The organism is Chamaesiphon minutus PCC 6605 (assembly GCF_000317145.1).
GTDB lineage: Bacteria > Cyanobacteriota > Cyanobacteriia > Cyanobacteriales > Chamaesiphonaceae > Chamaesiphon > Chamaesiphon minutus.
This window is the reverse complement of record NC_019697.1, coordinates 5,052,843-5,076,550: the sequence shown is the minus strand read 5'-3', so window position 1 is coordinate 5,076,550 and position 23,708 is coordinate 5,052,843. Positions and strand designations below refer to the sequence as shown.

Genomic DNA, 23,708 nt, shown 5'->3' with positions numbered 1-23,708 from the left:
AATCCAAATTACCATAAGGTCGGTTACTTAATATATAACAACTTGGCAACCTTCGATCTGTTTTATTTGGTGACATATCATGAGTCAAGTCAAGTATTACAGCCAAAAACAACTCGCTCACTTACGCAATTTGGTAAATGAGCGAGTTGTTTGAAATCGAGTTATTATCCAAGTTCGGATTTAATTGAGTGCAGTAACATTATCTGCGGCGGTTATGACGAACATTGTTGATGTCGCTGCGATTTGTTTGATCGACACGGTTGCCATCACCGAAGATATCGACAACTTGATTGCTATCATTGACACTACCAGTATTCTCAAAAGTGCGACCACCAGTTTGAGTATTGCGAATCCTAGAAGTATTTCTTTGATTGACGACGTTGTTATTACCAGTAATGACGGTGCTTTGGTTGTTGCTATTGACACTAGCCGTATCAGCATGAGCGGGAAGAGTCAGACCTAATGTAGCGACGCCGAGACCGAGAACGAGGATAGATTTGAAGTTCATGAGCTGAGTATTCCTGATGAGCGAGCGAATTAATTAATTAAAATCGAATCAAAGAGTTTAAATAGCGGCGGTTGTCAGTGAAGTGAACTGACAACCTCAGTCACACCTTAGTAGCGGCGGGGGTTGACACGAACGTTTTTGATGTCGCTAGTATTTTTTTGCTCGACACGGTTGCGATTGCCGAAAACATCTACAGCTTGAGCGTTATCATTGCTGCTACCAGTGCTTTCAAAAGTCGGACGACCGATGCCCGTGTTGCGAATGGTGGAAGTGTTCCGTTGGTCGATCTTGTTTTTGTTGCCAGTAATCACGGTAGTTTGGCTGCTGGTATTAACATTAGCTGTATCAGCATGAGCGGGAAGAGTCAGACCCAATGTAGCGACGCCGAGACCGAGAACGAGGATAGATTTGAAGTTCATGAGCTGAGTATTCCTATTTAAGTAGAGATGGTTTTTTAGTGGTTACTTACACTCAAGACAACAAATGTTATTGAGTTAATTTCGGAAAACTTGGAGATTTAATTTAGACTTTAATCTGTGTTTTCGAGTGGTTAACTGTGGGTTTGAGTTGTGTCTTTTGTGTTCGTACCAATATCTACAGATCGATGGATTCACTTTCCGCAAGACTTCTCAAATAAAATTTCTTCCGAAATTAAATGTCGCCAAAACTCTCGCCACACAAGCATTTCAATGAAAATTACTCATGATGTTAATAACTCATGAGCGACATCTCACCTATATATAAAGTGGATAATTTCTAGTACTGGCAAATCATTTACAGCAACCGATCGCATAGAATTTGCACTGACTGACTATCCGTAATTGCAAAAATTGGAGTGGCTTCTTTGGCCATCCTGACCCTAATGACCCTGACGACCCTAACCTACTGGCTAAATTGTCTATTGATTAGTTCCTAGATTTTCTCAATTTGTCAGTTCCGAATTTGCCATTTCCAGCCAAGACAATGCGCGGAGGCTGGGAAGTCATCTCATCAGATAACTTCCTTAAACTCAGCAATCCAAACAGAAATGGATCGAGCAAAACACCTACTTATTGGCGCGGGTACTCAGACATTTACGAAGTCTGTCGATTACCTCCGAACCGCCCTGAAACTCAATATTTACTATGGACTTACCGTCCATTGCTAAATTGTAACGGTTTGTGCTTTTCCCCCCCGCTAAGCCAGCTTCCAGGTTTGGTATGGCTAGCTCAATCGCCCCAAGTGATGTGTTGGTCAATGTCAATGTATGGTTGGCGGCTTTCACTGTTTGCGGCTGATAATTATCTTGGCTCAGTGTGACACTAATGATTTTGGGGCTGGCTGGACGGGGGATATTGCTGCTAAGGAAGATTAAGGAGCCGTTTTTGGATTTCCCACCTAGCCCTGACATCACAACAATCTCACCCTTTCGTGAATAAATAGCCGCACAAGGCCCACCATTTTTACCTGAAAATTCCCATTCGCCATTCATGTATGCTTGGTACTTCGGACTCTTGATAATGCGTTCTCGCTCTGCTAAATTGCCTTGCAGGGCACTCGTTACCGCAGATATCGCCTCTAGCCTTCCTTTGAACGGATCGGGTCTTGGCTCGGCGGATGAGCCTGAGTTAGAACCTCCGCCATTCCGGTTTTTTTCGCATAGCCGGAAACGATTACTACCACTACCGCCGCTGGGAGCATAAGTCCACCCCACCTGTACTTCGTCAGCACCAGGGCCATTCGCACAAATATAGCTAGCCTGAGCCGAAGGCACATAACTTGCCGACACCAGTAAACCCACCATCAATCCTGTCAGACTTGGAACCGATAATAATTTCAAAATACAACCTTGCTCCTGAATAAAGATCGAGTTTAGCGAACCCATTTCTGAATTGTTTCTATATATAACTTTTTAGGCTTTAGTCCCACAATTTTTTCTAGCAATTGACCATCTTTAAATAAAACGACAGTTGGAACGCTACGAATGCCGAGATCGATCGCGAGATCTGGTTCTTCAGTCATATCGATTTCTACTAGATCGAAGTTGCCATTTTGTTCGGTGGCTAGTTGATGCAAAATAGGTCTGAGCGTATCGCAAGAGCTACAGTGCGGCGCGCTCACTTCGACTAGAATTAGTTTATTAGAGTCACTTTTCAATTGTTCAAAAGCTGGACGACCTTGGGGAAAAGTTGATGCTGACATCTTAAATATTACCTCTAAATTATCTTTGAATTAATAAATTTCGGCTAACCAGCGTTCGGCTTCTAGTGCTGCCATACAGCCAGTACCAGCCGCCGTAATTGCTTGACGGTAGATGTGGTCTTGGACATCACCAGCAGCCCATACACCTGCAATATTGGTGGCAGTGGATTTACCAATGGTTTTGATATAACCTTTATCGTCTAAATCTAATATGTCTTGAAAAAGTTGGGTATTGGGCGTATGTCCGATCGCGTAAAATAAACCACCAACTTTTAACTCAGTTATTACGCCAGATTTTTGGTCTTGAATCTGCACGTTACGAAGGACATCATCGCCATCAGCACTAATTGGTAATGCTTGCCAATGCACTCGAATTTTATCATGTTTTAAAACCCGCTCCTGCATAATTTTAGAAGCTCGCAATCGATCGCTTCTGACTAACATATGTACTTTGCTGGCATATTTAGTTAAATACAAGGCCTCTTCCGCTGCCGAATCACCACCGCCAACTACCGCAATTTCTACATTTTTAAATAAGGGATTTGTACCATCGCAAATTGCACAGGCAGAGATCCCATTATTCCAAAATTGCTGTTCTCCCACAATATGCAGTCGCTTGGCAGTTGCACCAGTACAAATAATTACCGCTTGAGCTTTTATTTCTAGGTCATCAGTCGCGATCGTAAATGGTCTATAACTAAAATTGACTCTAACTACATCATCAGTAATTAATTTTGCCCCCCAGCGAACAGCTTGCTGGCGCATTTCTTTCATCAAATGTGGCCCCTGAATTCCCTCTGGAAAGCCAGGGAAATTCTCCACTTCTGTGGTAGTCATTAATTGACCACCTGGCAATCCTCCAACCACAAAACCTTCAAACATCAATGGTTGCAATTGAGCGCGTCCGGCATAGATTGCTGCCGTATAACCTGCTGGACCCGAACCAATAATTACGAGCTTTTCTATCATAGTTCTCATCCATTAATTAGCCCAAAAGCAACAACTAAGCGAAAAACCATTGTGCCCCAGTAAATAGATAGTAAATCCCTGCCAAAATTAGAGATACACTACCAAATCTGGTAATATTCTGTGAATGTTTTAATAGTAGATTTGCTTGCTTGGCAAAACCAGTTAGCAAACTAGCTAGAAAGATAATAATCGTATAACCAAAGGCATAACTTGCCATTGTCAGTACGGCGAGTAATTGGGAACCGCTAGCACCTGCGGCAGCGAGAACGGCAAATAAGACTGGACTCGCACAAGGCGAACTAACTAAAGCAAATGTTAAACCCACACCAAAGGGGCCAAAATTTGAGCCATCGACATTAATTTGGGGTAAGGGGATTTTAATCAATCCTAATAGGCCAAAACCCATAATTAGTATAATCGCGCCGACTACCATATTAATATGACCGCGATATTCCACCATTACTGCGCCAGCAAATGATGATACTAACCCAAACAAACCGAGAATGATGACATTACCGAGTACGAACAATCCAGCTTTAACAAAAGCATCACCACGAGAAGTAATATTACGGGTGCCAATATAGCTCAAATTCAGTGGTAACAGTGCCAGAATACAGGGGGAAACACTGGCGATTAAGCCGCCGATAAAAGCTAATGGCACTAATACTAATGGATTAGCCGTATCTTGTTTAGAAAACCATTGCTGATAGCGGTTTTCTGCAAGTGAAATTATGTGTTCGATTCCTTGAGAAATTGGGCCAGTAATCAGTAATGCTAATACCAAGCCCAGTAGTGCTAAACCACCGAACAAAACCCATTTCTTGGCGATCTTTGGATGTATTTTTTCGCGCCCATTTGGGTGCGACTCAAGATCTTGTTCTTGCTCTAATTTCATAATATTTTCCTGATATTTGCGATCGAATGATAGCCATGCTAAATTAAAATAATCACTCTCAGATCGTTCATGATTTTTGACGAATGTTTTTTATAAACAATAAAAAAATTAGGAGGAGTAAATGGAATAACATCATTGGCGTAGACTTTGCCTGCATAGAACAGCTTCTGCGCAGGCAGAGACTTCGTGAAGGGAAAGAGAATAGAGTATCCGCTTACTTCTACGAACAGGTCTATTTTTTGGAGATCGCCGAATCTAATACGGTTGAATAAGCAGTTAGCTCGGCATTGTTACGTTCCTGTCCTAAGATATTCCCGGTGGCTGGATCGACGATCGTCAGCGAACCAGTTTGAGTTTTATTAGCTGCAAAAAACTTACTCAAACCCAATTTTTTAGCCGTGGCTTCAGCTTTAGCAGAGCTAGATTTGTCAGATACATCTAATGTCACGAAAGTGATTTTGTTACCGTACTGCTGCTTGATTTTGGAAACAGTGGGGGCAATATTTTTGCAAGCGGGGCACCAACTAGCATAGATATCGACAACGACTGGCTTCCCTTGTAATTGTTTTGCCAAGGGGCCACCAACAGAATTAGAAGTTTTTTTACCAGCACATGGATTGGGTTTAGCAGCACAAGGATTTGTTTTACCCGCACAACCAGCAACCGCAGCGTTTGTACCAAAGAAGATGGTCGGAGCAACGGCAGTAACGCTCAGTAATGAGATCGCCGCAAATGTAGCAAGAAATTGAACTTTCATTAGATTCTCTGTGTAAAAATACTTAGGTATCGATTCGGTGTGCCCAATGTTTTGGGCTTACCTATAATTAAAATCTAGCAAGATGAGTCTCAGATGAAGAAAACATGGATATTAGATAAAATCAAGGGAGATCGAATCCATTTAGATTCTGGTTAAGGTGATTCTCGACAAAGAATATACCTCGATTGACGGGTTTCGACTTCGCTCAACCCTCGATCCATCAGTTGGTTGAGCGAAGTCATTGGCGAAGCCTCTGGAACCAGGATCGAACCAACGGCGAGCGTATGTTTATTTCTGGGAATCACCTAATGTGGAGATCTGCTCACCCTGCCTGCGGCATTCCTCCAAGGATGGGATTTTTTACTCACTTAGTAAATTATTAAAAAATTGTCATCTTCAGCAAAAATTCATCTTGTTATTAGCTAAGAATCACCTAGATCTATAATCCTGCTCTTAAACTTGAGATCGGATACTAGGGAAGCAAGTATGTTAGATCGAGACTGGTTGGTGACAGATGCAGGGCTGTGCGTTCCTTGTGAAACTGACGCACGGGAGAATTGGGGAGATCGACCTTATCGACTTTATCGCTTTCTCACTGATATTGAAGATATTGTCGATCGAGAAAGTGACGATCTCCTTCGCCTCCAACGTATCTGTCCCCTAGTCAGACGGCTGCTAAATAGTTGTGAGTGGTTGCAACTGAACTTTTTATCACCAGATCCCGAAACGGGGTGGTCGGTGCAAACGCTCTATGACGAGCCAGATTTTCTAATAACGATTCAAACAGTGGTTTGGTCGCCAGGGACGGCTTCACCAGTCCACAATCATGCAGCTTGGGGAATTGTGGCACTGTTAGATGGACGAGAAAAAAACACTTTTTGGCAACGATCGCCCACAACCGAATTTCCCGATCTCATCGAAGCAACAGGCGATCGAATTCTCGTTCCTGGTGACATTCTCTGTTTGATGCCCGATGCCATTCACCAGATTGAAGCCATCAGCGACGAACCCACGATTAGCTTCAATCTCTATGGTGCGACCGATTACGATCGTCGCTTTGAATTCGATCCCCTTCACTCCACCGCCCAAATATTTTAATTTCCCCCTTTCCCTCAATGCCCTCTCGTATCCCAAAATCAATCCGTAACTTTTTCAGAATGCGAGTTTCACCGACTTCATTACAGTTTCGGTTGACGCTAGAATTGGTGACTCTCTCGGCCATCGGGGTTAGTGCTGTCGCCTTCTGGGCGGGATGGCAGATGGAGCAAAATTTAGTAACCTCTCACAAGCAACTGCTAGAATACGTGGCAATGCGCTTTCCCGAACAGGTGGAAATGTATAGTGAAGGGAAAACTATTGAAATTAGTTTAAAACGAACGATCGATAAACTTTCGACATCGGGGGTAGCAATCTGGGTGAAAGAGCCTAATGGCAAGATTCTGAGCAAATCTTCAGGGATGAATATGCCATCGATCGATCTTGTCAACACCATTAGTCAAACATCAGCACCTGTCAAGCCGACGATTGTCCAATATGGCGATCGCTATCTGGTGTTGTGTGGAAATCCCCTGACCGTCAATGGTATGCTGGTGGGCAAAGTATATCTCTCTCAAGATATCACGACCGATCGACATCAATTAACTACTGGAATTAGTCGCCTAATTGCGATCGGACTGCTGGCAATTTGTCTGCTGACGATCGCCATCTCCCAGCGAATTCGCAAAACGCTTCAACCTTTGGCACAGATGAGCCAAATTGCCAGCAACGTTTCTGCTGACGATCTGGGTGCGGCTAAACTCGAACTTCAACAGGCTCCAGATGAGATTTTGGGACTGGCAACCGCTTTTAATGAGATGACAGTTAGATTATCAGGGGCATGGGAGCAACAGCGTCAATTTGTGGGTAATGTTTCTCACGAACTCCGCACACCGCTAACCGTGGTTTTAGGCTATCTGCAAAGTTTATTGCGGCGGGGTGACAATTTAAGCAATCACCAGCAACATGCTGTTGAAACAGCAATCGCCGAAACAGATCGGACGATCCGAATGCTGCAAGATTTACTCGATCTCGCCCGCGCCGATAGCGGCAATCTTCATTTTCGCCATAGCCCAGTCGTTCTAAATACATTGGTTGCTGAAGTCATCGAAATGAGCCAAAAAGTCAGCAAGTATCCGATTGAGATGATGGCAACTACAGCAGATATTGTTGCACTCGCCGACCAGGATCGACTGATGCAAGTTTTAATTAATCTCGTGGATAATGCGATTAAGTACTCGAATGGTGATATCTCGATCTCGATCGCACAAACCGCAGATCTGGCAATTATTCACATTCGAGATCGAGGAATTGGGATCGCTCTAGAACATCAAAACCGCATTTTCGAGCGTTTTTATCGAGCTGAAGAATCATCAACTCGCTCTAGGGATGGAACGGGTTTGGGTTTAGCGATCGTCAAAAGTTTAATTGAAGGAATGAATGGCAAAATTACACTGCGCTCGAAGCCAGGTGAAGGCAGTGTTTTTACAATTGCATTACCAATCTGGAAATCATCACCATGAACGATCGAATGCTGTTCGAGTCAGGATTGTAAGTATTTATACGCAAAGCTTTATCTTGTATCCAGCTAATCTTCATCTCATCCTCATTTTTCTAGCATTTAATTTGATTGTTGCTTAAATTCTTCTGGAGCGGGTAAATCTTCGACCCAGTAAAGTATTAGAGCCGTTTGTTCTAATACTTTACTCGTCATGAAATTTGCTTGAGATCGAGATTAATTTTTAGCAGTCATAACCAAATTATTCTCATACGCTCGCCATGCAAACTCAACTCACCATTGAAATCGAAAATCTGGCACCGACTAAAGGTACCTTGCTCACGCCTGTTTGGTTTGGATTTCATAATGGTATGTTCGATACATACGATCGCGGTCGCCCTGCTTCTCTGGGGGTAGAGCGAATTTCTGAAGATGGTACCGTTAGCGTTATTGGTGCTGAGTTCCTCCAGTCAGGATTTGGAACTGTTGCTGGAGTGGTTACTGGGCCATTAGTAGGCGCGCCTGGTCCGATCGATCCAGGTGAAACAGGCTCTTTTACGGTAACTTTGGATGCCAGCAATCCCAACAGCCGCTATTTTAACTATGCTTCGATGGTTCTCCCCAGCAATGACTTTTTCATTGCCAATGGTAACGAGCGCGCCCATGAGATCTTTGATGCTAAAGGCAACTTCCTCGGTGCCGATTTCATTGTACTCGGCAGCCAAGTTTTAGATGCTGGTACCGAAGTCAATGATGAAATCCCCGCCAATACTGCCTTCTTTGGACAGTCAGCCCCCAATACGGGTACTACCGAAAATGGGGTGGTTCGCGCGGCGACTGGATTTATTCCAGGTGGTGCGATTTTGAGCGATCCTCGATTTGTCAATGGTGATTTTACTGCACCTGACTACAAAATCGCTCGGTTCCGCATCTTCAACACCATCACTGGTACCGATGGCAGCGACAATCTGACCGGAACCAAACAAGACGATCTGATTAATGGGGGTGCTGGGGACGATAACTTACGCGGTGAACTGGGCAACGATAAGCTAGTCGGCGGACTTGGGAACGATCGTCTCCACGGAGGCAATGGTAATGATTATTTGTATGGCAATGAAGGTGATGATACCCTGTTTGGTGGCAACGGCAACGATACTCTGTTTGGTGGCAGCGGATTCAATCGGTTAACAGGTGGTGCTGGCAGCGATGTGTTCACCCTCTCTGAAGGCGAAGGCTTTGACACCATTATTGATTTTAATCTTGGCAGTGGCGATCGCATCGGGTTGTCAAATGGTCTCAACTTCGGCGATCTGACAATCTCTGGAGTTGGTCGTAACACGGTGATTAGTTTTGGTAATGATGAACTGGCAATTTTGAGAAATGTCAGTGCTGCTGACATTACGGGATCTGCTTTCGTCTAAAACAACAGTTCGATCGCTCTTGAGGCTAATATAATGAGATCGGGGGGGGAAGAAACGAAGTAACCACACTACTAGATTCTTACCCCTTTCATTGCATTACTAGCTTGGAAATCATCGATATGAACGATCGAATTCTTTTAGTTGAAGATGACCCAAAACTAGCAGGGTTAATTGAAGAAGAATTAACATTAGAAGGCTATCAGGTGACTGTCGCCCAAAATGGCTTAGACGGATTAACGATGGCCCGAAATATCCAGCCCGATCTGTTGATTTTAGATTGGATGTTACCAGGAATTTCTGGACTAGACCTGTGTCTGCGTTTGCGATCGACTGGAATTCAGGTACCGATTATTATGCTCACTGCCAAAGATGAAATTCCCGATCGAGTTGCCGGATTAAATGCTGGAGCGGATGATTATGTCACTAAACCCTTCAGTATCGAAGAATTATTAGCAAGAGTAAAAGCCAGACTACGACGGTTGCAGTCTGAGGATATCGATCGATTTGAATTTGAAGACCTAACGCTCAATCGTCTCACTCGTGAGGTTTATCGACAGGGGAAAATAGTCGAATTAACTGCCAAAGAATTCGATTTATTAGAATATTTACTCCGACATCCTCGCCAAGTAATGACCCGCGAACAAATTTTGGAAAAAGTTTGGGGATATGATTTTATGGGCGAGTCGAACATTATTGAAGTCTACATTCGTGCCCTACGGCTCAAATTAGAGGTAAATAATCCCAAACGCCTGCTATATACGATTCGTGGTGTGGGATATGTGTTGAAAGAATATGTATAATAGCAAGCCTACCTTTGACAGCCAACCATCTGATGGATGGATTCACTTTCTGTAAATCTTCTCAAATAAAATTTTGCCTGAAGTTAAATATTGATAAAGTTCTTACTGCACAAGCATTGTACCGAAAATGATTTGTGATATTAGCAACTCACGATCGACATCTGGCCAGTATGTAAATAAGGTTCTAATTTTGGATTGCTATATCCGAAAAAAATCAAATCGCTCATTTACTAATTTACGTAAATGAGCGATTTGAGTTAAAACGAGTTATTAAACAAGTTTGGAGTTAAAACCACAGTCACATCTTAGTAGCGGCGGGGGTTGACACGAACGTTTTTGATGTCGCTAGTATTTTTTTGCTCGACACGGTTGCGATTGCCGAAAACATCTACAGCTTGAGCATTATCATTGCTGCTACCAGTGCTTTCAAAAGTCGGACGACCGATGCCCGTGTTGCGAATGGTGGAAGTGTTCCGTTGGTCGATCTTGTTTTTGTTGCCAGTAATCACGGTAGTTTGGCTGCTGGTATTAACATTAGCTGTATCAGCATGAGCGGGAAGAGTCAGACCCAATGTAGCGACGCCTAAACCGAGAACGAGGATAGATTTGAAGTTCATGATGTGGGTATTCCTGTTGTATTAGCGAGTGAATTAATTAATTAAAATCGAATCAAAGAGTTTAAATAGCGGCGGTTGTCAGTGAAGTGAACTGACAACCTCAGTCACACCTTAGTAGCGGCGGGGGTTGACACGAACGTTTTTGATGTCGCTAGTATTTTTTTGCTCGACACGGTTGCGATTGCCGAAAACATCTACAGCTTGAGCGTTATCATTGCTGCTACCAGTGCTTTCAAAAGTCGGACGACCGATGCCCGTGTTGCGAATGGTGGAAGTGTTCCGTTGGTCGATCTTGTTTTTGTTGCCAGTAATCACGGTAGTTTGGCTGCTGGTATTAACATTAGCTGTATCAGCATGAGCGGGAAGAGTCAGACCCAATGTAGCGACGCCGAGACCGAGAACGAGGATAGATTTGAAGTTCATGAGCTGAGTATTCCTATTTAAGTAGAGATGGTTTTTTAGTGGTTACTTACACTCAAGACAACAAATGTTATTGAGTTAATTTCGGAAAACTTGGAGATTTAATTTAGACTTTAATCTGTGTTTTCGAGTGGTTAACTGTGGGTTTGAGTTGTGTCTTTTGTGTTCGTACCAATATCTACAGATCGATGGATTCACTTTCCAGAAATCTTGCTAAATAAAATCGAGATTATTTCTGTGTCTTGCTAGAATACTTGCTATGATTAGCTTTGAACTGATACAAAAGTTGAACGATCGACAGTTCGATCGCGTAAATATAGAGCGAGTCGTAGCTAAATTGTTAGATTGTCGATCTGTTATTAGCCTGCAAATAGTACTCAAACCGTGCCTGAAATTGCGCTGTAGTCAGCGATCGCGTCCAATATTCTACGAGTGCATGACCGAAAGCATAGGCATTGAGATTCGGCGCGGCGGTGTTATTTAGTAATAACGGCCACAGCGATAATAAGTCGAATTTAATTGCTTTAGTTTGGCTGGTATTCAAGAGTGAGTGCAGATCGTAGGCCATTTGTAACTTGCCGACGACCACGGGCAACTGTTCGACGGGAATTTGGGCGGCGAGTAATTGCGCCAGTGCAGAAGAACCAGTCGTCATTGTCGAGATAAACTCCAGCACCGGACTTTTGAGCAATTGGGTGAGTCCCTGCGTCGTCGTCATCTGGAGACTGTATCGATCGATAATTTGCGCCGCCGCCAAGATCCGTGCATCTAGATTGCTTAAAAAGCGCGCCAACCGAATTTGTTTGCTCGGCTCGATCTTCTCCAGCAAAGCCAATGATAAGGTATCTAAACCCCACGCCGCTCGGTCGCTATTACTATTAACAACAGGTAAAACCAGATCGCAATATTCCGCTAAAAATTCACTCCGATAAGCCGTCGCTTCCCGAATGGCAACTTCCTTAGGACGCGTCCCCCATTGCCAATCATAAGGCGGCGTCCACTCCCGCACCGGACGCACGCGATCGACTTGAGTCACGATCGTAATAACGGGTAAATCTGGAACCGTTTTCTTTAGCTCCTCCAAAAAATCCCGATCCATCTGTAACGCCGGATCGAGCGCGGGAGTAACTAATAATAGTAAATCCGCCGTTCCTGCATATTCTAATACCCGATCGCGCAAATCCTCCCGACTGGCTTGCTCGTAGCCAGGACTATCCCACAGCGTCAGGCTCTCACCACTAGGAGTCTCCCAGTGATAATTTTGAATCCGATCCGTACTCGGCAAGACATCCACGACGGCTAAATCTGCCGCGAATAATGTATTAATTAGACTGCTTTTCCCCGCACCCGTGCGTCCGACTAGCAAAATATCGATCGGTTTTTGTTCGATGCGTTCTTGAGGTTCGGCAGCGACGAGGATCTCGCGCAGAGTTTGAGTAGTCGCCGCCGCTGGAGCTTTAGTCGCGATCGCTGGTAAAGCTTGGATCTTGCCACTATATAGAGCCACAGCCTGACGACAAAGGTTCGTCAAGGCCGCTTCGCGAGTCAATTGACCTAAATTTACTAACAACTGGCGATCGGCAAGGTTAGCGGACTTCTGAGTGGTCGTTCTGGCGATCGCCGAGACGGGATTGAGTACCCATTGCGCCCAGTTCCACACTTTTAAGAGTTTTTGCGCCGATGGTGCTAATTTTTGATACGTCTCGTAAGCCTCATACGTCTGCGCGATCGTCACGCGATCGAGTGCGGGTGCGAGTTTTTGCATCCAAGCATCCATATCATCCGTGGTACCCCGAATCAGTCCATAAGCTTGGGTAACATAGATGTTGAGCAACGGGTATTTGACTTCGGGATGATAAATCTTGGCAATGGCGACAATCAATTCCTGACACCGCGCCCAAAATGTCGTCCAATCTTCCCAAATCGGTCGATCGAGTTGTGACTCATTAATTACCTGTTGCAGCACCGCAGTGACGCGTTCGGCGGCATCTCCAGTCAGTGGCGTCGCATTGGCAGTAATCGCTTCGAGTTCGCGACTGGCTGCGGCAATTACATCCGCGCTTTTCCCGATCGAGGCTTGCGTCCAGCGTACTAACAACCATCGCCACCCCACCAACAGCAAGGTAAATACCGCCCAAATCCAATTTAATCCCCATTCATGAATTTTGGTTCCCGCCGCAATCAGCAGAAAAATGACGACAATCGCGATCGGCGATATTAAAACAGCCCACTGCCAAGGTTTCAATTGCATATTTACCTCTCGATCGTCCCCAATCTGACGATATCACACTCATTAGCCAAGTGTGGTCTTTAGAGCATTGCTGGCGGACGTCGATCGAGATGGCATAAATTATTCACAACCTCAGCAAATAATCATTTCGATCGTTCGAGCCAACGATGAATATTGTTTAATCGATCGAATTATCATGACATCGCCAAAATCTGTAGGGTGCCCCTTGTGGGTACCCTCACCAATTACAACATAGCACCGACCATTAGTACGCTCGACATTGGTGTGGGGCGGGCACGAGGCACCGCCCCTACAGGCTATCGTTACATCGCCACAATCCGTTCTCCCATCCGCTCGAAATCTCATCTCAAACCGATCGAGTGTTAGAACAAGGATCTGTAGGGGTGCCCCTTGTGGGTACCCTCACCAATTACAACATAGCACCGACCATTAGTACGCTCGACATTGGTGTGGGGCGGGCACGAGGCACCGCCCCTACAGGTTATCGTTACATCGCCACAATCCGTTCTCCCATCCGCTCTAAATCTCATCTCAAACCGATCGAGATCATATTGCCGTGACCAGTTTTGCGTCTTTTTGAGATTGATGCCCAATTATACAGCAAAAAAATCTCAGCGCAGCGATCGAGATACGATCCTAAGTCACTGACCTATGATAATATTCGTGCAACTCTATTCATCGAATAACAGTAAACCCATGCCTGCTGACTATGTAAAGCTCGCACAGACCTACCTCCAAATCTACCCATCGCGGGAACAGAGTTATTTTGCTGCACTCACCCGGTTTACAGGTGAATCACCGCAGACCATATCATCAAATTGGCTCAAAGCTGAGTATCTCAGACATAAGCTGAGCAAAAAAGGTAGTGGTTTACCGACCAATGGTTCTACCACCAGAGTCAAAGTTGTCAGTTAGTCGCTCGCTCGAGCACAAGTTTTGCAAAGACAAAAAGCAGTTGTAGGGAAAGGTTTTAAATCCTTGTCCGCACAACTGCCTTTTCTGTAAACAGGTTTTATTTAAAGCGGGGAGTGGGGAGAAGACAAGTAAATTAACAGCTTATTGTTCGAGTCACTATCCACTATCCACTATCCACTACCCAACCACGATCGGACCGACAGCCAGCGCACCAGCGATCGCGGCGGCAATTCCCGAAGTCAATCCGGTGGCGAACAACCACCAGGCTGCGGTTGCAGCGGCTTTACGCGTGGCTTCGGCTTGGGCTTGAGCTTGGTGCTTGATGTCATCGAGGCGATTTTGGATTTGAGTTTGAATCCGTTCGGCGCGGTGGAGGACATTGGTGCGGACGCCATCGACACGATCGATAATTCGGTTGGCATCGGCTTCGGAGATATCGTCTCGCGAGCTGATGACGGCAACGAGGGTATCGCGATCGAAATGTGAGAGTCTGTCGCGGAGTGCTTCAAATCCGGCATTAGGGTCGTCGAACAGTTTGCGGACATCTTGAGTGATACCGTCGTAGTTGAGTTCGGGACGCTCTAAGCTATTTAGATAGTCGCGGATTTTGGCTAAGACGCTATCGATCGCGGATTGGACTTTGGCTTTGATGGCTTCGAGTTGTCCGACAAACCGATCTCGTACTGCGAGGACGCGATCGACGATCTGTTCTGCTTCGGCGGGAGAAATGTCTTGCCGTTGAGAGAGCAGCGCGACGATAGTTTCGCGATCGACTTTGGAGAGCCGATCTCCGAGGTGTTCCACTCCTAAGCGCGGATCTTGAAAGAGCAATCCGAGATCGCGTTTGATACCATCGGGATTGAGTTCGTCTTTGTCCGTGTTGCGGAGGTAGTCTCCCAGTGCCGTTTGGAAGTCATTAACGCGGTTTTGGGCGCGAATAGCCAGCCGTTGCGGTGTGCGGAGTACCTGCCGAATGGTATCCTGAACGCGATCGACTGCGGCGTTGGCTTCTTCTTCGGTGAAGTCTTCGCGCTGGCGCAGCAATTGCACCAAGGTATCGCGGTCGATATGTGAGATCCTGTCGCGGATCGATTCCAATCCGGTTTTGGGATCTTGCAATAATGTGGTCAAATCGCGTTTGATACCATCGGGGTTGAGTTCCGATTTACCAGTCCGGCGTAGATAATCGGCGATCGCATGGGTGGTGTCTTCATACTGAGTTTTGGCCTTATCGACGATCGCGGCTGGCGCGTGGAGGGCTTGTTTCCAGTTAGATTCGACTCGATCGAGGATATCATTCACTTGGTCTTGGCTGAGGTCTTTACGCTGGCTCAACAGTTGCACCAGGGTATCCCGATCGAAGCTAGAAGCACGATGTTTGAGGTCGTGAATACCAGCTTGCGGATCTTCTAGCAGCTTCTGTAAATCGCGTTTGATGCCCTCTGGGTTGAGTTCGTCCTTACCCGTACTGCGGAGGTACTCTTGCACCTGCTGCCACTGGGTATCGACGCGCGCCTTGACGCCTGCTTGTAACCCCTCTGTATCGGCGATCGCGACTTCCAAGACGGGATCGAGCATTTGAACGATTTGCGTCTTTTCGGTTTCGCTCAAATCGTTACGCTGCTGAAGGACGCTAAAAAACCGATACTGCTTAATTTGCGACAACCGCGAGTGCAACTCCTGCGGATCGGCATCGTCATCGAGCAGTAAAGTTTTGAACTCGCGCGCCGACTCATTAGAGAGTAACCGTTGCTTGGGAGTCGCGCGCAGATAGACATCGATCGCCGTCTGGGTTTTTTCGAGCATTCCCGCAGCTTCAGCGGCGCGTACTTCAGTGAGGACTCTCAAGCGGACGCGATCGAGTACGGAGACGATCTCGGCGATCTTGTCTTGGGTAAACACCCCACGCGCTTGTAATTGGGTAGTAAATTCCTCCGGCTTGAGCGTTTCGATCGCCTGACGGATCGTTCTAGCATCTGCATTCGGATCGTAGAGCACGTCCCGAAACTCACGCTCGATGCGATCGGGCGTCATTTGCCAAGAATAAGCCTCGCGCAGGTAGTGCTCGACATCAGCACGAATCACGCTCGCTCCTGGTGATAGCGTCGGAGTAGCAACCTTATCGGCTACTTTCCCAGCTCCATCTTTGAGCTGAGACTGAACATCCTTAACTTGACCCTTAATTTTTTCGACATCCAAATCGGATAAATCTACCCGCCCTAAAACAACCCCCATCAGAGTGCTCAAAGCTTGCTCTAATTGGCTGGGATTCTCGCCTTTACCCATATCCTGAATAAATCGATCGAGTTGCTGCGTAAAATTGCCAGAGAGCAAATCTTGAGGCTTGGCAGAGCGGACTTGCTCGATCAGTTTGCCCAGTCCGCCACTTTGCTTCCCGCCGCCCAAAGTACCATGCCACGATCGATCCAATTCATCGACGATCTTCTTGACATCGCGCGGCGACAGATCCGTGCGCTCCTTGAGCAGATTTTCAAAAGTTTCGCGACTTAGAGTAGGCAAATTATCTTTATCGATCGCCTTACTCAAGTCCGAATCCTTAATAATTTTCTCAAATTCGGCGCGAATATCTTGGATGTTCAGTTCTGCTGGTTTCACCGAACTGAGTAAATCCTTAAACGAAGACTGCACCTCTTGCGGATCGATATAAGACGTCATTTCGCGACGCACGGCTGCGGCTGCGGCTTCCGCCGACGAAACCAGCTCCGAGCCAGCCGCCTTCATCCCCAATGCCGCTGTCGCCGTCCCAAATACTGCCTGAAAGCCTCTAGTCGCAGTACTCACCACCGAGCCAACCAGCGACCCAACAGTCGTCGAACTAATCCACACCAAAATCGAGAAATATGCCGCCCAAATCGACAGTCCCACCGTCATTCCCATGGTGGCAGTTGGCACCAGGCTCAACTTGACAGCCAGCGAACAAGCGACAAACAACGCGATCGAGACCGTCACTACCGTCCAGATCCCAGCCATCGTGCCAATCCCAGGCAGCGAACTACCACTACCATCATGGCGATCGGACTTATGCTCGTCATTGGGTGCCAAACTAAAAGCCGAAATCCCCGTTGCCACCGACAAATTAGTCAACAGCATCTGAAAGCCGAAGGTCAAAAATAACCCCGAAACTAACGCCGTGAAAAATTGTGGCCCCGAAAAAAATGCCGTCTCCCGCACGACTGCGGTTTGAGCCAGCAACGTGACTCCATAACTATCAAAAAGTGACCTAATAGCCAACATCGCTCGCTCCTATGATTGTGAGATTAGAGTTAAAGGCGTAACTAAGATCGAAAAATCGGCATTCGATCGAGCTTGTTTAAACTATTCAATCTCCGATCGCACCCCTTCGCCAACCTCCTTATGACGGAGCGGGTAATACTTTGGGTATGCCCAAAGAGGTAGATTCGCGTGGATAGGGGGATGAAGATGAGTGAATGATTGGGCTGTAACAGCGTAGGGAAAATAGGAGTAAAAAACCCGATTTGTTAAAGCTCCGATCCTGTTATGTAGATCTACGTGTAGGGGAGAGTTTGGTGCCGAGCGATCGATAGTTATTAAATATTGAACCCTACCCCGTAGCCACTAGTCAGACATCGGACAGATGCCTCACTTAGCAACGGCTACCATGTATACACAAGTCGGCTAGACTTCGTTTCTAGATCTAAATCCCCCTGCTTGGTGCAACACATGCTCCTCCACTCTCCGCGTGATTGCATCCGCTTTTTAAGGAGGATTTAGCGGATGCGCTCCGCGCGGGTTCCCCGCGAAAGGAAGCGCACCAAGCAGGGTGATTTCCAGGGTTTTCGCTTCGAGCCAGAGATGTGTATGCACGGTACCCTCAACGGGGGGTCTGGGGGTCGGCACCCCCAGCTCCAGGTTCTCCTAGCCCCGATAAACTCTACCGAGCACCAGTTAATGAGTTTGCCTATACACTAAACACAAATAATCACTATCTTCAACCATGTCAATCCAGACACCAGAATGGGTCAAACACGCCGTTTTCTATCAAATTTTTCCCGATCGATTCGCGATCGGCAACCACCCCCAACAACCCCTCTTAAAAAATCCTCACTGGGAAGATTGGAACGCACCGCCAACCCTCCAAGGCTATAAAGGCGGCGACCTGTGGGGTGTCATCGAACGACTCGATTATCTTCAGAACTTAGGTATCGACACCCTCTACTTCACGCCAATTTTTCAGTCCACTTGCAACCACCGCTACCACACCCACGACTTCTATCAAGTCGATCCGATCCTCGGCGGCAATCGGGCATTTGAAGCCCTCCTAACCGCCGCTCACCAACGCGACATGAAAGTCGTCCTCGATGGCGTCTTCAACCACGCCAGCCGAGGCTTTTTCTTCTTCAATGACATCTTAGAAAACGGCCCCAATTCCCCCTGGGTAGATTGGTTTACCATCTATGATTGGCCGCTGTCTGCCTACGATGGATCGCTACCACCTAACTACAAAGGTTGGGTCGGCAATCGCGCCTTACCCGTCTTCAATCACGACAATCCCGACGTCCGCGAATACCTGATGCAGATTGCCGAGCACTGGATTCGCCTCGGCATCGACGGCTGGCGGCTAGACGTTCCGTTTGAAATTAAAACAGAGGGTTTCTGGCAAGAATTTCGCGATCGAGTCAAAGCCATCAACCCCGAAGCTTATATCGTCGGCGAAGTTTGGCGCGATGCCCGTCATTGGCTCGATGGTACCCAGTTTGATGGCGTGATGAATTACCTATTTACGGCACCGACAATCGCCTTTGTCGCTGGCGATCGCGTGGCCATGGATTTAGTCGAGTCGCGCAGTTATGACCCCTACCCGGCTCTATCAGCCCCCGATTACGCCCAAAAAATTCAGGCATTGCTCGATCTCTATCCCTGGGAAATTCAACTAACGCAATTAAATCAATTAGCCAGTCATGATACCGCCAGACTGATTTCGATCGCACAAGGCGATCGCGCGAGCATGGCGTTGGGGACTTTATTGTTACTGACTTTTCCTGGTGCGGTGAGTATTTATTATGGCGATGAAGTCGGCTTAGTCGGCGCGCTCGATCCGGATGCGCGGCGCGGATTTCCAGCCGAAACGGAGTGGGATTCAGAGGTATTCAACTACCACCGCGAACTGATTGCTTTACGCAAAGCTCATCGCGCCTTACGGATCGGCACTTATCGAGTGTTATTTGCACATGGCAATGGTTATGCGTTCGCACGTAGCCTAGATGATGAAGAGATCGTCGTCGCGGTCAATATCGGGATGGAGTCGGTCAAAATAAGTTTAGATTTAGCCAGTCTCAGCTCTAAATCTCCGCCGAAACGGTTGGCATTTGGTATGGCGGAGATTGAGTTCGATCCAGATAATGGGGGGACTCTGAGGATCGAGATCCCACCTCGGAGCGGTTGTATTGCCATCTAAGATTACGCTCGGCTTTGTACTCCCGACTTCTTGAAGAAGTCGGGGTTGTCGTTAGATGTATGCTCGTTAGAAGTAGTATAGAGTCAGTCACAATTGAGACTAAATAAACAATTAAAATATTATTCGATCGACCGAAAATATGAGAGTTTTTAGTCTCTATCCAATGGTGTGCGCTAGATCGGTAGATCGAAGGATAAATATCTAGAGCCAGACTTGTAAGCTGATGAGTATCAGGTATTCAAAGACTTTACAAGTAGGACTAAATCAAATGGCTCTCCACAAAATCAAAGACTTTAACCCAGACTATAAAGAACACTTTGGCGATCGGGATATTAAGGGACTAGACGTATATGTAGCTGACGATAAAATCGGTTCGGTTGATGATGTTTTAGTAGATGATGGCGGACAGTTTCGCTATTTGGTAATCAATACGGGAGCTTGGATTATCGGTAAGAAAGTGTTACTCCCGATCGGTCGCGCCAGAGTTGATGACAACGCCAAACGCGTTTATGCGATCGAGCTGACTAAAGCTCAAGTCGAAGCTTTACCAGAATTCACCAACGAGATGGTTGTCGATTACGACCATGAAGAGCAAGTCAGAGGTGTATATCGTGGTGGTACGCCCATGCAGCAAGATGTATCCTCAAGCGTTGGTGCGCCAGCAATGGGCACAGCCATGATGGATCGGGATAGCTATACTTACGATCGCGAGCCAGATTTGTATGGAATGACCGATGAGAATAACTCGACGCTCAAACTATATGAAGAACGTCTGGTTGCTGGAAAAACTCGTCAAAAAACTGGCGAAGCAGTAATTAGCAAGCATGTCGAAACTGAGACGGCAACAGCTTCGGTTTCGGTCGATAAAGAACGCGTAGTTGTCGAGCGGATGCCTGTTAGTGGTACAGGTACCACCATCCCCGTAGGTACCGATGTCTTTAAAGAAGGCGAAGTCGCTCGGATGGATGTCTACGAAGAGGTTCCAGAATTTCGTAAAGAAGCATTCGTCCGCGAAGAAGTCAAAGTTAGCAAAGTTGTAGACACCGAAAATGCTACGGCTCAAGAGCAACTGCGTCGCGAAGAATTAGATGTAGATGTTGATGGCAACCCAGTTGTCGATAACAAGATTTAATTTACTCGATCGAGCTTCCGGATTCGTAAACACAAATCCGGAAGTTCGCACCTAACTACTTGTAGCCGATGCAAAGCGCATTGGCTCTTGTGCTTATAAAGACGATCGGAGCTGAAAGTCGTTTGTCGCTCCAAAAACGCATCACCCTTTAATAAGTGGATTACCGCTCATGAGCATCGATCTAACAACTGAACTTTCCCGCATTGACGAACACGACCCCAACCACGATCGAACTACCAAGACAGAAGAGCATAAGTCTAAAGAAGCTGAAGAATACGACAATGCACATGTTGAAAACTCCACTCTAGAAAACATGGCTCCGATGGTAGATGAGGCAGAGTTTACCGAAGTACCTACCGCAGACTCGATCGAGACTATGGACGATCGCGCCGAAATGGCTATGGCTAATGATGAAAATGTCATGGCTGATGCCGATAGTGAATCGGTAACTATGCCCGATCTCGGTGAAGATATGATGGTTGCCAACGAAGACGTTCCCGACACATCGCCTAGCGAAGCAATTGCTACGCCTACTCTAGATGACACCATGGCCACCAATGACAGCGACGTCAAGATTGCCAATGAATCGCCAGTAACGATCGATCTCGATGACGATGCCATGAAATACGACCAGAAGTCTCTGGAAAAATCTGCTGGCGAAATTGAAGCTAGTTTGCATAGTAGTTCCGACGCCATTGTCGATAATGAGTATGCGCCCACAGTTACTAGTATGGAGCTGGAAGCTACAATCCCCGCTACATCTGACGCCGCCGATGATAAGTCGATCGCCGATTCTGCTAAAGAAATCTGGCAATCACTGCAAAGCAATAAAGACGAGCTGTTAGACAATGCCAAGTCATCCGTTGCTGATTATTACCAAAATAATCGCCAGCTTTTTGATTGGTTGGGCTTGACTATAGTCGCATTTGTCGCGATCAAACTGTTGTTTGCTGGGTTGAATGCAGTCGATAGTATCCCATTAATGTCGCCAATTCTGAAAGTAGTCGGTCTAATCTACACGGTACGCTTTGTATTGCGCTATGTGATTCGCGAGCAAGATCGTAAAGAACTGATGCAAGCGATCGATCGCACCAAAGCGGAAATCTTTGGCAGCCAGAAGTAAGCATCCAGACAACCGATGCTAGGTAACTCTGCCAAAAATCGAGATGTTTTAGAAGAGCTGAGCGATCTGCTTAAATTTGGGACTTCAGTCATAGGGTCAACGCCCAAATATGACTGGAGTCCATGTTTTTGAAACGATAAATTTATGCAACATCGATCGACAAACAACAGATGTTGAAATCCCTTAGTTATCAATTATCAATTATCAATTAATTTAATATGAAAAAAATTAATCCCAACACTCAGTGGTTGAAAGAGCCTGCTAAAGCCACAGTCGTATCAGTCGCACTAATGCTGAGTATGGGAGGCGCGATCGAACCAATGGGCGCGTTATTTGATACGAATACCGTATTGGCGCAATCAACCCCTACCGATTCGTCAGCCACCACGCCGAGCGGCACGCTCAGAATCGACGGTTCGACCAGCATGGAGCCATCGAATGAGATCCGCAAGCAGCAGCTCAAACGGCAGTACCCGAATCTGGAAATTCAAACTAGCTACAATGGTGCAGACAAAGCCTTGCAATCAGTACTCGATGGCACCGCCGACATCGCCGCCATCGGTCGTTCGCTGACGCCCGAAGAGTTCGAGCAAGGACTGGTTTTCGTCCCTCAAAAACGCCAAAAAATCGCGATCGTGGTGGGAGCTACCAATCCATTTGTTGGCAATCTTACCTTCGAGCAATTTGCTCAGATCTTTCGCGGCGAAATTACTAATTGGGCACAAGTGGGTGGCCCCTCCAGAGAGATTAAACTAATCGATCGACCCGCAACCAATGACACGCGGCTATCTTTTCAGCAGTATTCAGTTTTCCAGCAAGCTCCATTTGTCGCCACACCTAATGCTGTGAAGCTAGCGGACGATCGACCAGTGACGATGGTCGGTCAATTGGGCGATAACGGCATTAGCTATGCCAACGCCGATGGCATCGCCGATCTCCAGGGTGTGCGGATCGTGCCGATGCACAAGACTTTACCGCTCGACCCTCGGTATCCATTCTCTCAACCCTTTGCCTACGTTTATAAAGGCAACCCCACTCCAGCCATCATTGCATTCTTGGGTGGCGTACCTGCGGCTACTGCTGCCGCACCTGCCGTTGTCCCCGCTGCACCACAAACAACTCAAACTACTCAAATCACCGAAACAACTGCCACAGATGCCACAGATGCTACTCCTTGGCTGTGGTTGCTATTCCTACCGTTATTAGGTGGATTGTGGTGGTTACTCAAGCGATCGCCGCGTCCGGCACCACCGATTGCCACCGCACCGCGTCCGGTTATCGTACCGCCGCCAGTTGCTCCAGCGATCCCGTTAGTTCCAGTCGCTCCAGTCATCCCGATCGCCAAACCCATTAATCTAGCCGCTCCTGTGCAAGATCGGATCGAGCTATACGAAGAAAAATTGGTTGCTGACAAGACTCGCCAAAAAGTTGGCGATGTCGCCATTAGCAAGCGGGTAGAGACTCAACAAGCACAAGTGTCTGTCCCGATCGAAAAAGAGCGGATTGTCATCCAGCGGCTGGTGCCAAAACACGATCGAGTCGCTGGCAATCTGGTATTTGGAGAGGGTCGTACCCGCATCGAAACTTATGAAGAAATCCCCCAAGTGCGGAAGGAAACTTTCGTCCGCGAGGAAGTCAAGATCGCCAAAAAAATCGAAATAGAAACCGCTACGAGCCAAGCACAGGTTCGCCACGAAGAACTAGATATCGATCTCGATCGGACGAAGAGCTAGTTTGTGGGGTGGGAAG

At 46.7% G+C, this 23,708-nt stretch carries 20 protein-coding genes; 9 read left to right on the top strand and 11 right to left on the bottom strand.

Going from position 1 to position 23,708, the window contains the following annotated elements:
• Window positions 1-199: 199 nt before the first annotated feature.
• The 7 genes from CHA6605_RS23170 to CHA6605_RS23140 all read right to left on the bottom strand — a co-directional run bounded on the left by CHA6605_RS23170 (window position 200) and on the right by CHA6605_RS23140 (window position 5,310).
• Window positions 200-508: a hypothetical protein gene (locus CHA6605_RS23170; protein WP_015161804.1), complete on the bottom strand. Its 309-nt coding sequence runs from the start codon at window positions 506-508 to the stop codon at window positions 200-202.
• Window positions 509-615: 107 nt separating this feature from the next.
• On the bottom strand, window positions 616-927 hold the full coding sequence (locus CHA6605_RS23165; protein ID WP_015161792.1) for a hypothetical protein: 312 nt from the start codon (window positions 925-927) through the stop codon (window positions 616-618).
• Between the two features lie 626 nt (window positions 928-1,553).
• Window positions 1,554-2,372 (bottom strand): hypothetical protein, encoded by an 819-nt coding sequence (locus CHA6605_RS23160; RefSeq protein WP_015161803.1) that lies wholly within the window; start codon window positions 2,370-2,372, stop codon window positions 1,554-1,556.
• Window positions 2,360-2,689 carry a thioredoxin family protein gene (locus CHA6605_RS36330; protein ID WP_015161802.1) on the bottom strand — a complete coding sequence of 110 codons (330 nt, stop codon included), beginning with the start codon at window positions 2,687-2,689 and terminating at the stop codon, window positions 2,360-2,362. Before CHA6605_RS36330 ends, CHA6605_RS23160 begins: the two co-directional genes overlap by 13 nt.
• A gap of 30 nt (window positions 2,690-2,719) precedes the next feature.
• A complete protein-coding gene (trxB, locus tag CHA6605_RS23150) occupies window positions 2,720-3,658 on the bottom strand; it encodes a thioredoxin-disulfide reductase (protein ID WP_015161801.1) in 939 nt (312 codons plus the stop codon).
• A gap of 34 nt (window positions 3,659-3,692) precedes the next feature.
• Window positions 3,693-4,553 (bottom strand): cytochrome c biogenesis protein CcdA, encoded by an 861-nt coding sequence (locus CHA6605_RS23145; RefSeq protein ID WP_015161800.1) that lies wholly within the window; start codon window positions 4,551-4,553, stop codon window positions 3,693-3,695.
• Between the two features lie 232 nt (window positions 4,554-4,785).
• Window positions 4,786-5,310 (bottom strand): thioredoxin domain-containing protein, encoded by a 525-nt coding sequence (locus tag CHA6605_RS23140; RefSeq protein ID WP_015161798.1) that lies wholly within the window; start codon window positions 5,308-5,310, stop codon window positions 4,786-4,788.
• Between the two features lie 486 nt (window positions 5,311-5,796).
• Between CHA6605_RS23140 and CHA6605_RS23135 the strand changes: the two genes are divergently transcribed.
• The 4 genes from CHA6605_RS23135 to CHA6605_RS23115 all read left to right on the top strand — a co-directional run bounded on the left by CHA6605_RS23135 (window position 5,797) and on the right by CHA6605_RS23115 (window position 10,064).
• Window positions 5,797-6,408: a cysteine dioxygenase family protein gene (locus CHA6605_RS23135; protein WP_015161797.1), complete on the top strand. Its 612-nt coding sequence runs from the start codon at window positions 5,797-5,799 to the stop codon at window positions 6,406-6,408.
• A gap of 59 nt (window positions 6,409-6,467) precedes the next feature.
• Window positions 6,468-7,868, top strand: a complete 1,401-nt coding sequence (locus CHA6605_RS23130; protein ID WP_232432123.1) for a sensor histidine kinase — start codon at window positions 6,468-6,470, stop codon at window positions 7,866-7,868.
• 256 nt (window positions 7,869-8,124) lie between these two features.
• Complete coding sequence (locus CHA6605_RS36325) at window positions 8,125-9,264, top strand: spondin domain-containing protein (protein WP_015161794.1); 1,140 nt, start codon at window positions 8,125-8,127, stop codon at window positions 9,262-9,264.
• Between the two features lie 119 nt (window positions 9,265-9,383).
• Window positions 9,384-10,064, top strand: coding sequence for a response regulator transcription factor (locus CHA6605_RS23115; protein ID WP_015161793.1), 681 nt, complete (start codon window positions 9,384-9,386; stop codon window positions 10,062-10,064).
• A 305-nt stretch (window positions 10,065-10,369) separates the two neighbouring features.
• Here the strand turns inward: CHA6605_RS23115 and CHA6605_RS23110 are convergent, their stop codons facing one another.
• From CHA6605_RS23110 to CHA6605_RS23100, 3 genes are all read right to left on the bottom strand, one after another.
• Complete coding sequence (locus CHA6605_RS23110; RefSeq protein WP_015161792.1) at window positions 10,370-10,681, bottom strand: hypothetical protein; 312 nt, start codon at window positions 10,679-10,681, stop codon at window positions 10,370-10,372.
• 111 nt (window positions 10,682-10,792) lie between these two features.
• Window positions 10,793-11,104, bottom strand: coding sequence for a hypothetical protein (locus tag CHA6605_RS23105; protein WP_015161792.1), 312 nt, complete (start codon window positions 11,102-11,104; stop codon window positions 10,793-10,795).
• A gap of 337 nt (window positions 11,105-11,441) precedes the next feature.
• Window positions 11,442-13,352, bottom strand: coding sequence for a GTPase family protein (locus tag CHA6605_RS23100; protein WP_015161791.1), 1,911 nt, complete (start codon window positions 13,350-13,352; stop codon window positions 11,442-11,444).
• Window positions 13,353-14,003: 651 nt separating this feature from the next.
• Between CHA6605_RS23100 and CHA6605_RS23085 the strand changes: the two genes are divergently transcribed.
• Window positions 14,004-14,267, top strand: coding sequence for a hypothetical protein (locus CHA6605_RS23085; RefSeq protein WP_041548404.1), 264 nt, complete (start codon window positions 14,004-14,006; stop codon window positions 14,265-14,267).
• A gap of 177 nt (window positions 14,268-14,444) precedes the next feature.
• On the opposite strand, the gene CHA6605_RS23080 is transcribed toward CHA6605_RS23085, so the two are convergent.
• The gene (locus tag CHA6605_RS23080; protein WP_015161789.1) at window positions 14,445-17,522 is read right to left on the bottom strand and encodes a hypothetical protein; all 3,078 of its coding nucleotides are present in this window, start codon (window positions 17,520-17,522) and stop codon (window positions 14,445-14,447) included.
• Between the two features lie 721 nt (window positions 17,523-18,243).
• Here CHA6605_RS23080 and CHA6605_RS23075 point away from each other — a divergent pair.
• The 4 genes from CHA6605_RS23075 (at window position 18,244) to CHA6605_RS23060 (ending at window position 23,692) form a co-directional block, all read left to right on the top strand.
• A complete protein-coding gene (locus CHA6605_RS23075; RefSeq protein WP_015161787.1) occupies window positions 18,244-19,704 on the top strand; it encodes a glycoside hydrolase family 13 protein in 1,461 nt (486 codons plus the stop codon).
• Window positions 19,705-19,972: 268 nt separating this feature from the next.
• The gene (locus CHA6605_RS23070; RefSeq protein WP_015161786.1) at window positions 19,973-20,836 is read left to right on the top strand and encodes a DUF2382 domain-containing protein; all 864 of its coding nucleotides are present in this window, start codon (window positions 19,973-19,975) and stop codon (window positions 20,834-20,836) included.
• A 169-nt stretch (window positions 20,837-21,005) separates the two neighbouring features.
• Window positions 21,006-21,959 (top strand): CAAD domain-containing protein, encoded by a 954-nt coding sequence (locus CHA6605_RS23065; RefSeq protein ID WP_015161785.1) that lies wholly within the window; start codon window positions 21,006-21,008, stop codon window positions 21,957-21,959.
• Between the two features lie 218 nt (window positions 21,960-22,177).
• A complete protein-coding gene (locus CHA6605_RS23060; RefSeq protein WP_015161784.1) occupies window positions 22,178-23,692 on the top strand; it encodes a substrate-binding domain-containing protein in 1,515 nt (504 codons plus the stop codon).
• The last annotated feature ends 16 nt before the right edge of the window (window positions 23,693-23,708 follow it).